Origin of the sequence: Brasilonema sp. UFV-L1, from assembly GCF_012912105.1 — a bacterium.
GTDB lineage: Bacteria > Cyanobacteriota > Cyanobacteriia > Cyanobacteriales > Nostocaceae > Brasilonema.
The window spans coordinates 8,985-23,836 of sequence record NZ_QMEA01000150.1; the positions used below are offsets into that span (position 1 = coordinate 8,985).

The 14,852-nt window shown below is 43.6% G+C and carries 13 protein-coding genes and 1 pseudogene; 3 read left to right on the forward strand and 11 right to left on the reverse strand.

Annotation, left to right across the window (positions count from 1 at the left end; all coding sequences use genetic code 11):
- Positions 1 to 33: 33 nt before the first annotated feature.
- The 6 genes from DP117_RS28850 to DP117_RS28875 all read right to left on the reverse strand — a co-directional run bounded on the left by DP117_RS28850 (position 34) and on the right by DP117_RS28875 (position 7,333).
- Positions 34 to 507: a TspO/MBR family protein gene (locus DP117_RS28850; protein ID WP_169221639.1), complete on the reverse strand. Its 474-nt coding sequence runs from the start codon at positions 505 to 507 to the stop codon at positions 34 to 36.
- A gap of 178 nt (positions 508 to 685) precedes the next feature.
- On the reverse strand, positions 686 to 2,263 hold the full coding sequence (locus DP117_RS28855; RefSeq protein WP_169221652.1) for a CHAT domain-containing protein: 1,578 nt from the start codon (positions 2,261 to 2,263) through the stop codon (positions 686 to 688).
- A 574-nt stretch (positions 2,264 to 2,837) separates the two neighbouring features.
- Positions 2,838 to 4,133, reverse strand: coding sequence for a CHAT domain-containing protein (locus DP117_RS28860; protein ID WP_169221640.1), 1,296 nt, complete (start codon positions 4,131 to 4,133; stop codon positions 2,838 to 2,840).
- A complete protein-coding gene (locus DP117_RS28865) occupies positions 4,130 to 6,037 on the reverse strand; it encodes a hypothetical protein (protein ID WP_169221641.1) in 1,908 nt (635 codons plus the stop codon). The genes DP117_RS28860 and DP117_RS28865 overlap by 4 nt, the downstream gene beginning before the upstream one ends.
- Positions 6,030 to 6,983 (reverse strand): AAA family ATPase, encoded by a 954-nt coding sequence (locus DP117_RS28870; protein ID WP_169221642.1) that lies wholly within the window; start codon positions 6,981 to 6,983, stop codon positions 6,030 to 6,032. The genes DP117_RS28865 and DP117_RS28870 overlap by 8 nt, the downstream gene beginning before the upstream one ends.
- Positions 6,980 to 7,333, reverse strand: a complete 354-nt coding sequence (locus tag DP117_RS28875; protein ID WP_169221643.1) for a CU044_2847 family protein — start codon at positions 7,331 to 7,333, stop codon at positions 6,980 to 6,982. The genes DP117_RS28870 and DP117_RS28875 overlap by 4 nt, the downstream gene beginning before the upstream one ends.
- 661 nt (positions 7,334 to 7,994) lie before the next feature.
- Between DP117_RS28875 and DP117_RS28880 the strand changes: the two genes are divergently transcribed.
- Positions 7,995 to 8,204, forward strand: a complete 210-nt coding sequence (locus DP117_RS28880) for a hypothetical protein (protein ID WP_169221644.1) — start codon at positions 7,995 to 7,997, stop codon at positions 8,202 to 8,204.
- 139 nt (positions 8,205 to 8,343) lie between these two features.
- Here the strand turns inward: DP117_RS28880 and ribD are convergent, their stop codons facing one another.
- The 3 genes from ribD to DP117_RS28895 form a co-directional block, all read right to left on the reverse strand.
- Positions 8,344 to 9,537, reverse strand: a complete 1,194-nt coding sequence (gene ribD, locus DP117_RS28885; protein WP_169221645.1) for a bifunctional diaminohydroxyphosphoribosylaminopyrimidine deaminase/5-amino-6-(5-phosphoribosylamino)uracil reductase RibD — start codon at positions 9,535 to 9,537, stop codon at positions 8,344 to 8,346.
- Positions 9,538 to 10,923: 1,386 nt separating this feature from the next.
- Positions 10,924 to 11,604 (reverse strand): biopolymer transporter ExbD, encoded by a 681-nt coding sequence (locus DP117_RS28890; protein ID WP_169221646.1) that lies wholly within the window; start codon positions 11,602 to 11,604, stop codon positions 10,924 to 10,926.
- A 37-nt stretch (positions 11,605 to 11,641) separates the two neighbouring features.
- Positions 11,642 to 12,421, reverse strand: a complete 780-nt coding sequence (locus DP117_RS28895) for a MotA/TolQ/ExbB proton channel family protein (RefSeq protein WP_169221647.1) — start codon at positions 12,419 to 12,421, stop codon at positions 11,642 to 11,644.
- A gap of 218 nt (positions 12,422 to 12,639) precedes the next feature.
- Here DP117_RS28895 and DP117_RS28900 point away from each other — a divergent pair, with 218 nt between their 5' ends.
- Positions 12,640 to 12,972, forward strand: coding sequence for a YkvA family protein (locus DP117_RS28900; protein WP_169221648.1), 333 nt, complete (start codon positions 12,640 to 12,642; stop codon positions 12,970 to 12,972).
- 139 nt (positions 12,973 to 13,111) lie between these two features.
- Positions 13,112 to 13,921: a sugar phosphate nucleotidyltransferase gene (locus tag DP117_RS28905; protein ID WP_169221649.1), complete on the forward strand. Its 810-nt coding sequence runs from the start codon at positions 13,112 to 13,114 to the stop codon at positions 13,919 to 13,921.
- Here the strand turns inward: DP117_RS28905 and DP117_RS28910 are convergent.
- Both DP117_RS28910 and DP117_RS28915 read right to left on the reverse strand, forming a co-directional pair.
- A complete protein-coding gene (locus tag DP117_RS28910) occupies positions 13,914 to 14,144 on the reverse strand; it encodes a hypothetical protein (protein ID WP_169221650.1) in 231 nt (76 codons plus the stop codon). The two genes, DP117_RS28905 and DP117_RS28910, sit on opposite strands and share 8 nt — an antisense overlap.
- A gap of 49 nt (positions 14,145 to 14,193) precedes the next feature.
- Positions 14,194 to 14,499, reverse strand: a pseudogene (locus DP117_RS28915) (transposase); the annotation flags it as partial.
- Positions 14,500 to 14,852: the final 353 nt, after the last annotated feature.

The window sequence follows — 14,852 nt, forward strand, 5'->3', positions numbered from 1 at the left end:
TCCTTCACTGTGTACTGTTCACTGTTCACTGGTTCAAGCATCTTGAGGATTAAGTCGAATCATTGCCCAGGTGGTATATGTACCAATTGGACTCCAAAGCAAGTAAGGAACGAGGAGTAGTGCTGCCCAAAGCGAAACAGGTAAAACAGCAAGTGTTAATATAATGCCTACAATAAAACCCGCACCACCAAGAATCGTACCTATCTTAAGACTGCGAAGCCGGAACATGACAGGGGTATACGCAATCGTCAGAATTTCCAGAAGTAGGTACAATCCCATTCGTACCCAAGTTGGGGTGGTTCCTGGGTTCTGTTCCCAAACAATATAAGCAGACCAAGCGGCGCAAATAAATATAATAGTCCAAATAACTGGAATTGCTGCTTCAAAAGTGAGCCATCTCGGTCGTTGCAGACGTTTGAACCACTTGCGATCGCCTGGAGTAATAATGTTAGCACCCAACGCTACTACAAAAGCGACTCCCCCAATCACCATCCACGATTTAATCATGCCTGTTCATCCTTTGCATGGCTTTATTATCACGCCATATATTGCGATTCTGTCAGCTTAGAGGCAGATTGCTCATCATACCTGAGTGGGAACTGGTTAAATCAGTGAACAGTACACAGTAAACAGTGATAACTGATAACTGGTAACTGATTGTTGACTGAGAACGAAACTTGGTTTGTCAGGAATCTTCAATAATGAACTCCCAAGGTTGACTTTTTGTACTACCAAACTTTAACTTCATTCCTGATTCTAGGGGGATTTTTTGGCGGTGGATCTGTTGCCAACCATTAGCACGGAAAACCCAGGTTGTACCATAGGTGGACAAATCTTCCAGGTAATAAGTTCGTACCGTAGTACCTTTGAGAGTATGTAGACATAAGATTTCGGCATGGCGTCTTGAAACGGATGGCTCTGGAATCACAATATCATTCTCTGACGTACGCCCGATACGGGTGACTGCTGGTCGCAGTTGCAGGGTTTTGCCTTCTGGTGAGAGCGATCGCAAGTAAGCATTGGGAAGCAAAGAAGTTATCTCAGGAATAGAAATTTCTGGGAGTTCTGTTATCCCCTCATCAAAATTCTTTATCAGTTCTCCATTGTAGTCTGGATGTAAGTAAAGAATCGGCAATGTCCAAGCGGGTTGGTTAAACCTGTAAACTATTAACAGTTGTTGCCTTGCTTCAGTAACTGCTTCGTCAATTGGCTTGCGCGAGCGCAAAGCAGCAACAAAAGCTTGAATAAAAGTGTGGCTTTCATGGAGTGCAATTTCATCACGCATTGCCAAAACCGCAGGTAAACCTTGGCGTATGAGCACTTCTGCTAAACTGCTATGAGGCACAGCCTGGTGATTAACAGCAGCTGGTTGTGCTCCCCAACAAGCATTGAAAACTGCCAGTTTCACACCTGTACTCGTCAATACTTGGGCTAATTCTATTCCATTGAGGGTCATACCCGGTCGCAAAAATAACAAACCTCCGTCTGGTCCTTGCAGACCGTGACCGGTGTAAAATAAGACGTTGTATGCCTTAGTTTCTAGCTGTTGAATCAACTCCTCTGGAGTTGGTTGCAGAAGTGTGTGTACCATACAGAGTGCGTACTCACTGTAGTTGTTAGCTACAACAGAGCTATTGGAAAGGATTTGTTCTAAAATTCCTGCTTCTTGTTCTAACTGAAGTGTCTGATCTTCACCGAAAACTAACAGTATGTTTAATGTCTGGTCTAATTGTAAATACGGTAGAGGTTCGACTTCACTGACGGTACGACTAAACAGCACATTTTGAGAAAGAGAAATAGCAGATTGCCCAGGTTCGCGCTGCATAATTTCCCAAGGTAGAACAATCAGATCTGGGTCACGAATTTCCAGGCGCATACGCAAACGTGTATTCTGACTCTTAGCGATACCGCCACTACGTTCAAAGGTATTGAGAATCTGTTCGTCAAACAACCAACTCCACAGGCTAATTCCCAAGTATTGCATTAGACGAGCTGTATAACTGCTCGGTTGACTGGAAGCTGGTACAACAAAATCCAAAGGGAGAGGATTTGCTTGTTGGGAGGTTGCTCCTGGGGAAATATCCAACCGGCTATAACCGGCAAACATTTGCTGCCACTCAACCCATGCTTGAGTTAAATGTGGAAGCCATACACAGTCACGCAGAACATTGCCACTGGGATAGGGAGCGTTTACCACCCAAATGGCGAAAGTGTCAGTACCAACGTTAACAAGACGGGCGATCGCCAGATTCAGGGATGGCAGATCGTACAACGGTTGTATGAAATTTTCTTGATTAAACGGCTCATCAGAGCTTTCACTAGAAACACTAACTCCCAGTTCTTGTCTTATTTCGTCCGAGTCTACAATTTCCTGATTATCTTCTACTGAAACATTTTCCTGTAACTCTTGTGCGGAGGTTACTGTCTGACTTACAAAAGTTTCTTGCTGATATTCTTCAATAATTCTCAATGGGCGATTGATTTGTTGCCTAATCTTCACATCATCTAAACTCAACACTCGAATTGGCACTCCCCACCCATTCACGAGTGTGATCCTAATTTCCCCTTCCATCTCCTCCTGTGCTGCTGTCAGTAAAAACTTAGCAGCGCCATAACTTCCGCCAAAACGGTGCATCACAACAGCTGGTTCACCCACAGGCTTGTTACTGAACAGTGGAGAAGTTTCCAGCATACAGTAGATAGGATACTCCTCTTCCTCATATTCCCACTCATTTCCAGACGGTTGCAGGTCAATTGTCATCAGGTAAGTTTTACCCACCTGCGCTTCTCGCGGGTATCTAACAACTGGCTGGACAGATAGAGGTAGATGTTGAGTCTCAGACATTCCTTTGTGCTTCTGGTGGAGTCAGCCGGAGTACTGTCATCGGATTGCCGTAGTAGACATACATGAATGTATATATGAAGGGTAACAGATCGGGGGTGGTTGGTTCATCGGGTAAATTTTTCACTACCTTTAACCGAAGTTTTCTTAATAGTGAAGCAACAGAAAGGTTAGGAAAGCGCAAAGACTCTTCTATGAGTTCGCGTGCAAACTTAGCCGCATGGGAATCTCCCACTGCACCCAAAGTGCCAATCACACCCCGTGCTCCTTTTGCTAGGAAAAGCTCTATAAAACCCATGCGGTAACTGTGGGGAATTGAGGAATGAGCTTGCTCGCGCCCAGAATGACAGGCATTAAGAAACACTATCCCCTGAGAATTTTTGACAAGATGAAGTTGAGACTTGCGTAAAGCAATTAATTTTAACTGTTGCTGTTGGTCTGATTCTGAACCTAAAGCAATTTCTCTCAAATTATTGTTAAAAGCTCCATGACAAGAAATATAAACGAAACCACAAACATCATCGTTCTGCTGTAAATACTTTTGAAATTCTTTAATATTATGCTGACTGCTGCGATAGACAACTGCCTGTAATTGTTCTAATATTTCAAGTTCTGGTCCGACTCCTTTTAACTCTGTATCAAGTACATAAGCAACTGCCTTACCGCAACATTCATCTGCTTGAAACTCCAAAACGACATAATCATCTCCTCTAATAACCTGTCGCCAACGCACTGTTGTAATCAAAGCACCCAAATATTCGTTTGGCGATTCATAGGGCGATAGTTCCAGCATTTCCCAAGGAATTTCAAAATCTGTGTGGTCAGCAATAACCAGACATAACTGCTCACCAAACTTCCGCAAAAGAAGCTTTAACCACTTACGAATTTCCAGATTCACATGAGAAAAATAACTCATATCATCCTGAATATTTTCAGGAAGTTCTCCTTGTTGAACCAACTTTCCTAAAGAAAGATAAGGCGGTTTGTTTGGCTGAGTTTGCCCTAGCGTCGTTACTGTATTACCACCCCACACAGAATATTCATCTGCTCCATTTTGATAAATATGTAAAATTGCCACTTCTTTTGGAAGCTTCATCGTAATATAAAGTTTATTCGGCGGAAATATTGTTTCTTCTGTTGCAGCTTCTATATTTTCTGGTAAATCCGATACAGCAAGTGTCGCTGTTGTAGTTTCTTTTGCCTCAAAAGGTAACTGTTTGGTTCGACTCAAACCTGTGGGCGAGGTTATTGCACGTTGAGTCAGTGAAAGTTTTGATTTAGCAGCCATCATTCCACCTCCACTTGCTCTAGACGCGGAATCATAACCACAGTTGCACCCAATACTCTAGCCAGTTCCAATGGCAGATCCGCATATTGCTTTGGCTGCGGATTCAACAAAACCGCCTTCACTCCATCCAAGCCCCGAATGCGTTCTGCTACTTGCAAAGCATCATCAACTCCCTTACGTCCCACAGGCGGTGTTATCCTACCCAAGCGACTGGCTTCTAAAGGCACATTGCCTCGCCCATCACTAATCACCACCAGTACCGCCCGGTGAACTCTACTGCGCCCATGTTGCAAAGCATGGCGTAAAGTCTGCAATGCCAAATCCAAACCATGAGCCAAAGGAGTCGCTTTGCCTGATTCTGCCTCAATTCCTGCACTGATGCTAGGTACCAAAATATTTTGCGCTATCACCTGAGAAGCTCGTAACTCGTGGCTTGCTTGTGCTGCTCCTACCTGAATTAAGCAAACACTTGCTCGTTCCACATACGCCCAGTTCAGGTAAGGTAACAACTCCTCCTGCCAGTTACAATCCAATAAACAGGTGTGATCAAGTACCAGCATCAGCATTTGCTCAGCTACAGGTGCTCTGCGATAGCTATGCAAGTCCGTCAGCGATAATACCAATCGCCCTTGCTCATGAGTTTTTGCCTGTTGACGAATCGGCTGAAACTTTGCTGCTTCCAGTAACGTCCTCACCAAAGCTAAATCCCCCATACTTGTTGCTTTCTCCACGCCAATAATCGCGCCACGAGCAGCAGCAGATGCTCGAAATCGACGAGGTGGCGATCGCAGCGAAGACACTTCCCGCTCAACAGGTGCTTCATCCTCTGGGTAAGGATTGACAGGAGTCGCATTAAATGCTATTGGTGTAGCGGGTAGTTCCTCTGGTTCATCCGACTCATAGACAGGGTTTTGTTCTGGGGATGACTCTGGTTGTTCTGATGAAGATGTAGAGGTCGATGTTGACTCTGTAGGTTTGGCGAGTTCAGGCTGTGGTTCCGAGGACTGAGTTGAGCGTTTTGCTTTCTGTTTGATACCTATTGTCAAACCAATCATCCCAGCCGCAGCATCAACGTGCTCTGTTGTCATCTGCTTTGCACCCACTAGCCGTGCATTTGCTAAAGACAGTCGTGCCAGAGCAATCTCTCGACGGGGACTATAAACTTCCAGTTCTAATGTATAATCAAGAATTCTGGCTAAGGCTTTAGCTGTCATTTTGGGATGGACTTGCAGAGCTTTGATAAGTTGCTCGCTAATTTCAGTTGACAAAGGTTTCAGCTTGTGCGCCTCTAACCTCCGCTCGTCAAGCAACTCTAGAATAAATTCTGCTCTGTCTGCTGTTGTTGTCACCTGTCCACTTATCCGAAGAGCAAAGCGATCGAGCAGGTGAGGAGAAACCATTCCCACTTCACCACTAGCACAGCCTGCCATCCAGCAGATATTGGGTTGCCAATGCGCTTGCTGCCCATGACGTTCCAAATGCGCTACATCAGACCCCATCAGTACCACACAAGCTCGTGCTGCTGCTAAACTCAGCTTAGTCAAGTCTGGAATGACGACTATCCGCTGTTGGAATTTATTTGGAGATTCGTCTGGGATATCACGGAAATGTTGAGACAGCAAACCTGGTTTCCATTGCAACAATTGTTGCTCGTCATCACCCCCTAACCCCCAACTACCCCACAAATCATCTTCTGCTTCATAGGTTCCCAATGTTACCAAAGTAACTTGATGCCCAGTCACAATTTCCAGCATCTGGGCTGTGGTTTGGGCTGCCAACCGCAAAGCATCAGGTGTCGTATCGAACATCAAAATACTACGAAGACCTGGACTGATAGCAGCACAGGCGAGCGATCGCATCACCAAATCATTCAAACTCAGTTGCGATAATTTTGCCGAATCAGTCACCGTTCATCATCTTCATCACTTGCTGATCATCTTCATCACTCCACGGCATTTGGTTACTCTGGAGGACTTCAGGGCGACGATGCTGAAGTGCCAATCGAGCAACCTCTGCTACATGGTCGTTTGTGACTTGTTTTGCATCAACAAGGGCAGCATAGGCACGAGCTGCCAATGCAATAATGTAGTCACCCCGGTTACCTTCTGCCTTAAACTCCATTGCTAACTTAACGCAGTTTCTGGCAACGTTCACGGGTACCTTAACGTTATAAAAATTCTGCCGTGCTTTCTCAAGTAACGCTTTGCGTTTCTTATCTTTTTCCAGGGCTTCATTAATGTAAGCTGACGTTTCTCCCGCTTTTAACTGGGATACCGCTTCATCAAACTCCAAAACTGTTTGCAAAATCATCGTGCGTTCAGCTTCATTTTGTTCTGCTTCCACACTCACCATCAAACCAAACCGATCCAGTAACTGTGGTCGCAGTCCTCCTTCTTCCGGGTTCATAGTACCAACCAAGGTAAAGGAAACAGGTTTTTGAAAACTTTGCCCTTCCCGCTGTACCACCAGCACCCCAGTGGAGGTGACATCAAGAATAATATTCACGATGTGGTCATCCAGCAGATTGACTTCATCGATATAAAGTAAGCCACCATTTGCTTCTTCCAGCAATCCTTTTTGGGGAACAGCCTTACTCTGCATCAATTCATCAATCCGCCAGCCCCCAACCACTCGGTCTTCTGTAGCATTAATAGGTAGAGTGACTGGGAAACGCTCATACATCATCTGAGCAAAAGCACGCACTGCTGTAGATTTCCCTGTTCCTCGTTGTCCACTAAGCAAAACCCCTCCAATTCTTGGCGCAATGTATGCCAGTTCCAAAGCCAGCTTGATTTGCTGCTGACCGACAATTAGCGTATAAGGCAAGATTTGAATCGTTGTTGTTTCGTTCACGACTCGCCTGTTGACTTCCACTTCATTGTCACCTCTAGTTGCGCCCCTGTATTAACTTTGGCAATAACTGCACCAACTTCTGAATCCAGTTTGATAGCAAGCTTAACCTCTAATTCATCCGGTCGTGTCTCCTTTTCCATGTGCTTGACACTTTCTACAACCCGCTTCGCACAACTACGGGTTAGCTGCATTGCTTCCCCAAAAACATCACGAGCCGCAGCTATAACTCCAGTTGCTTTAACACTCCGTACATTTTCGTATGGGCTTCTAGTCGAAGGAATACTGTCTACCTCAATATAGATAACGACTTCTTCCCCGTTGACGACATCTTTACTTTCAATAATGGGCATGGTATCGCACTAACTTATTTATTGTCTTATACAAAATGACAATATGGTTTTCCTGAAGTTCTAAAAACTTCTTAAGCGATGCTCCACTCCGAGTCGCTCTTGCGCCAGCGCTCCCTTCGGGTACGCGATCGCTATATTTTTATTCTTCCACTAGAGCTTTTAGACTATAAAGCAAGCATTTTTTGTTGTCTGATTTAAAAAATCAGAGAAAAAGCGTTGTCATGTAAATTTACATTCTTTCTTACAATCTCTCTACTTTCAGAGGTTATTTATAAACAAAAGTAAACGTTTAAAAAAGCAAGTTTCTCGAACTGGGCAATCAGCGTATTTGGTTTACACTACTTAATTAAAAGAGTTGATTGTGTGCTTAACAAGTATTTACAAACAGTCTCTAAAATATTAAAAGGCAGCAGACCGAACTACGGGTAAATCTTGAAACAGAGAACAATACAAGCAACAAGTCAAGACTCATGCAGTGCAGAACAATATTAATTTTTGTTCATGTATTGTTTTAAATTCCTAATCCTTAATCATTATCAACTTATAACTCAATATATGAAGTTTTTAATAACACTTGTGTCAGACTCTACATTCAGACCGGAAGTCATTACCACAATTGTGTATCCTGAAAACAGCTAAGCTCATGTTTAATGGAGGTCTGATGACTCCTAAGATTATGCGTCAGCTTTGGTCTGTAGTGGAAACTACACAAGCTAAGACGTTATTGCAACTCGATGATGCTAGTTTGGTACAGTGGTTGGTCAAACAAATCAAAACCCAAGCCTTGCTAGATTGTCATGAAACTGATTTCCTCAGTGACTACGTTCAATCCCGGCTGGCGTTGATTCGTGATCTTGCCCATGAACGCTAGTATTTTTCAAAGTCAAAGCTCACTAGTCAAAAGTCATAAGTGATGACTCATGAGCCATTGCCTTGTCAATTATCGATTTGATAATTGTTCATTGTTCATTAATTCTGAAGTTTGGTGGTAATTGTTCATTGATAATTGTTCATTGAACATTGATTCTTGACTTATGAGTCGGCAAATAACCCTCTACCAAACAGTCAGAACCAACGACTCGTATCTCTACACGTTCCAAGGATAGCGCCTCAGTCATGTTAGTAAAACCTAAGTCACCTACAGGTGTGGGAGCGTGAACACCACCAACGATTTTAGGAGCAATAAAGGCAAAAACTTTTTGCACAGCTCCCGAGGCGATCGCACTAGCAGCTAAAATGCCACCGCACTCCCATAAAACGCTGCAAAATCCCCGTTGGTATAAGTACGCCATCACTTTATCTGGTGCAAGTGGTGTTAACTCCACCACTTCCACCCCCAGCTTCTGTAACAGTTCCTGAAAATCGGCATTCGCTCCTTTTTCTGTGAAAACCAAAGTAGGAGCTTCTGCAGTTTGCCAGACGTGAGCTTTTTGAGGTAAATCCAGACTGCGGCTCATCACCACCCGCAGGGGATTATGTGCTCCTTCCTGATGGCTAGTCAAATAAGGATTATCCTGTCTGATTGTGTTTCCACCCACAATCACTGCATCGCAAGCTGCTCGCAATTGATGAACTTCACTGCGAGCATCCTTATTTGTCACCCAAGCGCTATGACCAGTCGTTGTTGCTATTTTGCCATCTAATGTCATGGCATATTTTAAAATACCAAAAGGTCGATGATGAAGAATGCGATGAATAAAACCTTCATTTAGCTTCTTACAAGCTTGTTCTTCCACTCCTACCAACACTTCTATGCCTGCAGCACGTAGACGGGCGATCCCACCACCAGCAACAAGTGGATTCGGATCAACCATACCTACTACCACTTTGGCGACTCCAGCAGCTACCAAAGCTTCTGAACAAGGGGGAGTACGCCCGTAGTGATTACAAGGTTCCAGGCTAACGTAAATGGTTGCTCCACGAGCGTTTTCACCTGCTGCTTTCAGGGCAAAAACTTCTGCATGCGGCTCACCAGCACGCGGATGAAACCCTTCCCCAATAATCTCGCCATCTTTGACAATCACCGCCCCCACCATTGGGTTTGGAGAAGTGCGTCCTAAAGCCCGACGGGCGAGTTCTATACACCGCCGCATTATAGCACGGTCAAAGTCAGTTCCTACTGTTTGCTTTGGGTTTGAATCATCCTGAAATTCTGACCTCACGATCAAAGCATCTGGTTGAGCGACCATTGGCAAATTATCCATAATTTTTAGCAACTTGGAACTCAAGAATGCCACTAGGACTCTACGAGGGAAACTCCCAAAGGCGCAGTGGTTTCTCAGCACTAATGAATTAACTTTAGCTTGAATTTTAGCTTAATCGAGTAGAAGCCCCACGTCTGGTCCGATGAAGAAATTCGCTGTGAGCAAGAATTCGTCACAGACACGATTGAAGTGTTGTTTTCGTCTCTCTCCGTATAAGGTAATGACAAGACCTTAGAAACTGAGTAGTTTGTATATAATGCTACTAATTATGGAGAGCGCAAGTGCTCCCACCAGATGCTGCGCGTTAGCCCTTTGGGCGTGCGCAAAGCGCATACGGAGGAAACCTCCGCTCCAACTTCTCTCAAAATGCAAAATTCAAAAAAAAGATTCTTGTTCTTAATTTTGAACGAGCGAATGAGCGTTAGCGCAGCGTGCCGTAGGCATACTTTGAATTGTTTTGGCGTCCTTATTTCAAGCCCCCAACTTATGTTATGGGGTTTTTAACAAAAGAACTCAGGAGTCAGGAGCCAGGAGCGGAGCCGGAGCCGCTCCGCCTCCGGTCAGAATGGCTCCTGTGCGACTGGCGGACTCGTCTTGGGGTTCAAATCCCCACCGTCTACAGGGGAGCCAGCGCCGTGGGCGGGTTTCCCGACTTGAGGCGTCTGGCGTTGTCTACAATTGGTTGGGGTCACCAATCCCCATCCATAAGATTGCTGAATTCACCAATTCTGTCTTCTGACTTCTTCTTCAATTTTGAATGTTAGCGCAGTGTGCCGCAGGCAGCGAATGCGTGAATTTTGAATTCCCCGATAGCCCAAGCGTGCCGTTATTGACAAACTGTTGTCTTTTGTGAAAGAAAAAACCCCTGCTAGCGATAAGGGAGGACAATAGCAGGGGGTAAGGAGAAGTTCATTAGTGTTGCTAATTTCATAGTGTTGGCATTTAAGACAAAGTTCTCCACCCGATAGACAGGTCTAAATGTAAAATTTTCTAGTATTTATCACTACACACCTAGCTAAATCTCACTTTTCTTTCCACTCTCATTTATTTGTATACATCAACACGCTAATTCTTAATATGAACTTAGACTTTGAGAAGAGCAAAAGCAAGTTTAATCTGGGTAGTCTTGTACATAAGGTTACTAATTGTCGAATCACGATGCACCTATAAAATTTACACTACACCCTAACTGGGTGTTTTCATTAGGTAGCAATTGAAAAATGTGCCTACTCAATTTTCCTTTGCATTACTGATATCTCATACATACCTCCATCTTGATAACCCCTCCGGATTGCTCTGTGAGGGGTTTTGTTATTAAGGGAAGGAGAGAGGAAGAATTTTCCTTCACTCTCCCAAATTCCCGGTTTCTCTCATTTTTCTATATCTTCATGACTTCTTAGGAGTAGGATTGGTTTGCCCGGAAGGTGCTGAAGGTACTTTAGGCAATATAGGAGAAGTTCCTGGATTAACTGGGGTTACACCTTGGTTAATTTGAGGTGGATTGGATACTGGGGGAAGATTGAAGTTAGGGCTAGTTTGTGGATTTATGGGAGCAATGGGTGAAGTGTTTGGGACAGATGGTGTTCCTGGTGTAGAACCAGAGTTGGGTAGGGGCAAAGTTGTGGGTTGATTAGAAAAAGATGGTGTCGTCACAAAAGATATGCGATCGCCTCCCACTTGTCGCCACATATCTATCATTGATATGACATCATTGTATGTTGCAGTTTGACTGACTTTCAAAGCCAAAATAGCGTTGGGAGTTTGTTGGATATATTTCTTAAAAGATTCTTTGAGCTGTTCCCGTTTGACTTGATCATTCTCTAGATAAGTCTGACCAATTGCATCAATAGTCAAAGTTAATATTTGCCGTTGACCTTGTACGTTAGCTTTAGCAGTAGTAGATGGTGTACTGGTAGTTGATTTCGGTAAATTAATACTAATTTCCTCTTGGCGAGTGAATTGCAAAGCTGCCAAAAGAAAAAATGTCAGTATACAAAAAACGACATCTATTAAGGGAACGATTTGAATTTGAACTTCTTCTACTGGAGTCTGCAGGTTAATTTTCATGGTTTTGCTCTTATACCTGAATTAGGAACTTTTTTTGTTAATTATCTTCTGGTTCGGATACATCAGAATTTGGGGGAAGTTCAGGGGTTTCAGAAAACCTGGATTTGCCTCGTTTTCGAGGAGAATTCAACTTATCTGGAGAATCCCGTATGATTGTCGCTGGTGGTAACATATTTTCAGTTGTGATTTTTGTGTAATCAGGTGGAGACTGCCGATACAGCAACTCCATGTCATTCCCTGCCCTGCGGAAAATTTTAAGTTGGTTAATAACAATAGCTTGAAATAAGCGGTAAAATGCCAGACTGACAATAGCAACGATGAGTCCGGATGCAGTACTAATCAAAGATTCACCAATACCAGTGGTGACTCCAGCGGTAGATTCGGTTCCTAAATCACCAATGCGAATAGAACGTAGAGATTGGATTAACCCTAATACCGTACCCAATAATCCCAACAAGGGCGCAAGAGCAATCACTGTTTCTAGGAGTTTCTCACCCCGTCGCATTCCAGACAATTCGTCTTCTGCTGTTGCTTCCAGTGCTAGTCGAAAAGTTTCTGCATCGCTTTTGGGAAGACTCAGAGGGGCATAGAGAAATCGCCCGATGGGCTGCTTTGTTGCTTGTCTTGCCAGATCAGCCGCTGACACCCAATCTACACGGGCAGCATTCAAAACACGATTAACTATTTCCTTTTCCTGGCTTAAAATTCTTAACCAGAACCACAAACGCTCAAAAATCACACTTAAAGATAAAATCGAGAGAGCAAGCAACGGCCACATTGCTGGTCCGCCCTTTTTAAACAAATCTACGATATCCACTGTTGTAGGTTCCCTCCTTTCATTTTTAGTACAAATGTCCTGAAGTACTTTAATTTTAGAGATTAAAGCACAACCATCATAATCGTTTCACATTCGGTGGGTTGGAATGAGTGCAATAACTTGGGAGTCGCATCTTCCAGACCAACTAGGGCGGTTATTCCCACAGGAAGTGTAGGTCATAATTTGTCAAAATTAAAGGCAAATGGAGGTCAAAATCTATGAAATTTTCAATTCAATCACTTTATACTTGGTACCGCAACTTACTACGTAACCCTAAGTACCGCTGGTGGATAATTTTAGGAACACTTGTTTATTTTGTCAGCCCGATTGATATTGCTCCGGACTTCTTACCGATTGTAGGAGAAGTTGATGACATCATGCTGTTGACACTACTGGTTACTGAGGTATCCGGGCTATTGATTGAAGGCTATAAAGCACGTAAAGGTAATGTTGACACTACAGTGACCGATACTACTAGTAGCTCTGCTACTACAGAGGGTTCTGCCTCCAAAACAAGCACAATCGATGTTGACGCCGTTTCTGTCAAGTAGTATTTACAACAGTATAGAATATACTAACCCCCTCCTTTTTCTGGCTGCTGACAAATGCAGTTTTTAGGAAGGGGGATATTTTTTTAGTCATCAGTTATCAGTTATTTAGCAATTTTTAACAATTAATTTTTATTGACTTATGAGCGATCGCCAAATTATTGGATTGTTACCTGCTGGTGGACAAGCAACGCGAATTTCTCCCTTACCAATTAGCAAAGAATTGTATCCAATTGGCTTTCAGGATTTTGGTGTTAAATCTAACTGGCGTCCGAAGGTTGTTTCTCAATATCTGCTTGAAAAAATGCAACTAGCAGGCATTGATAAGGCATATTTTATACTTCGTTCGGGAAAGTGGGACATACCAGCATATTTTGGTGATGGCACGATGCTTTCCATGAGTTTGGGCTATCTGATTATGGGCTTGTCTTATGGTGTGCCTTTCACGTTAGATCAGGCTTATCCTTTTGTCCAAGATGCTGTTGTAGCCTTGGGTTTTCCTGATATTTTGTTTCAGCCTGAAGATGCTTATGTAAGAATACTGACACGCCTTGAGGTTAGCAACGCCGATGTCGTCTTAGGATTATTCCCGACTGATAAACCTCAAAAAGCAGGTATGGTTGACTTTGACGATCAAGGTAGAGTACGGCTGATAATTGAAAAACCTCGCCAGTCAGATTTGCATTATATGTGGGGTATTGCAGTTTGGACACCTGCTTTTACACAGTTTCTGCACGAGTATCTTACAACTCTTAAGACGAATAGTAACCTATCGCAGCTACCAGAAATACCCATTGGCGATGTGATTCAAGCTGCGATTAATAAAGGTTTTCATGTGGAAGCAGAAGCATTTCCCGATGGTACTTACCTTGATATTGGCACGCCAGATGATTTAGTGCGAGCTGTGCAGCATTTTGCTGCTTTGGCTGGTGAGGAAGATAAGCTTAGATAATTTGCTTTAATTCATCCACAGTATTGACAGTTTTAATTGCTTGCTGAATTGCCTTTAATCGCTCTAAATCAGAAATTTGAGAGATTTTTGGCATTAATTGCAGTCCCTCGCTAGCGAATTTTAACTCTAATCCCAGTTCAATACCTGATAATATTCCTCGTGCTTCTCCTCGTTGCTCCCCTTCTCTCAAAATTTGCTGATAAAAGAAAGATTTCTCTAACATTGACATATCCCACGCTATGATTTGTCAGACTCATGAATGTTTCCATAGTTCAAATGAGTTGTCGTAATTGCTCTATACTGTCTACAGTCTTAACTGCTCGCTGAATAGTATTTAAGCGCTCTAAATCGGAAATTTGAGAGATTTCTGGCAACAGTTGTAATCCCTCAGTACCGAATTTTAGTTCCAAATCCAGTTCAATACCCGACATTATCCCTCACCGCTCACCCTCTCTCAAAATTTGCTGATACCAGGGAGATTCGCTTAACACTGCCATATCCCACCTCATGATTTGCTGAACTAATGCACTGTCTAATACGAAGCTAGCAAAAAATGCTAGGACGGTTTCTAGTTGCGTTCAAAGAAATAATTTCAGAAACGAACCGCAAAGACGAGGCAGTGCGTTGCCAAGAGTTGTTTGAGCGGAGGTTTCCTCCGATCAAAGCTATGCCCTACGGGCACGCTGCGCTATCGGGGGGTTCCCCCCGTTGTAGCAACTGCCGTGCAAAGAGCGCTTTAGCGCAGCGTGCGCCCTTGGCGCATAGGAAGAAAAAAGAAGATTACCTGTATGAATGCAACTTGGTATGAGCAGAGGTTATAAGGCTAGCTCATCATACGTGTCAACAATCACGTTCAAACCTTTATGCGACGTTGATTTGACCCCTCCCCTTAATCCCCTCCCCTTAGTAAGGGGAGGGGAGGTTTTGGCGT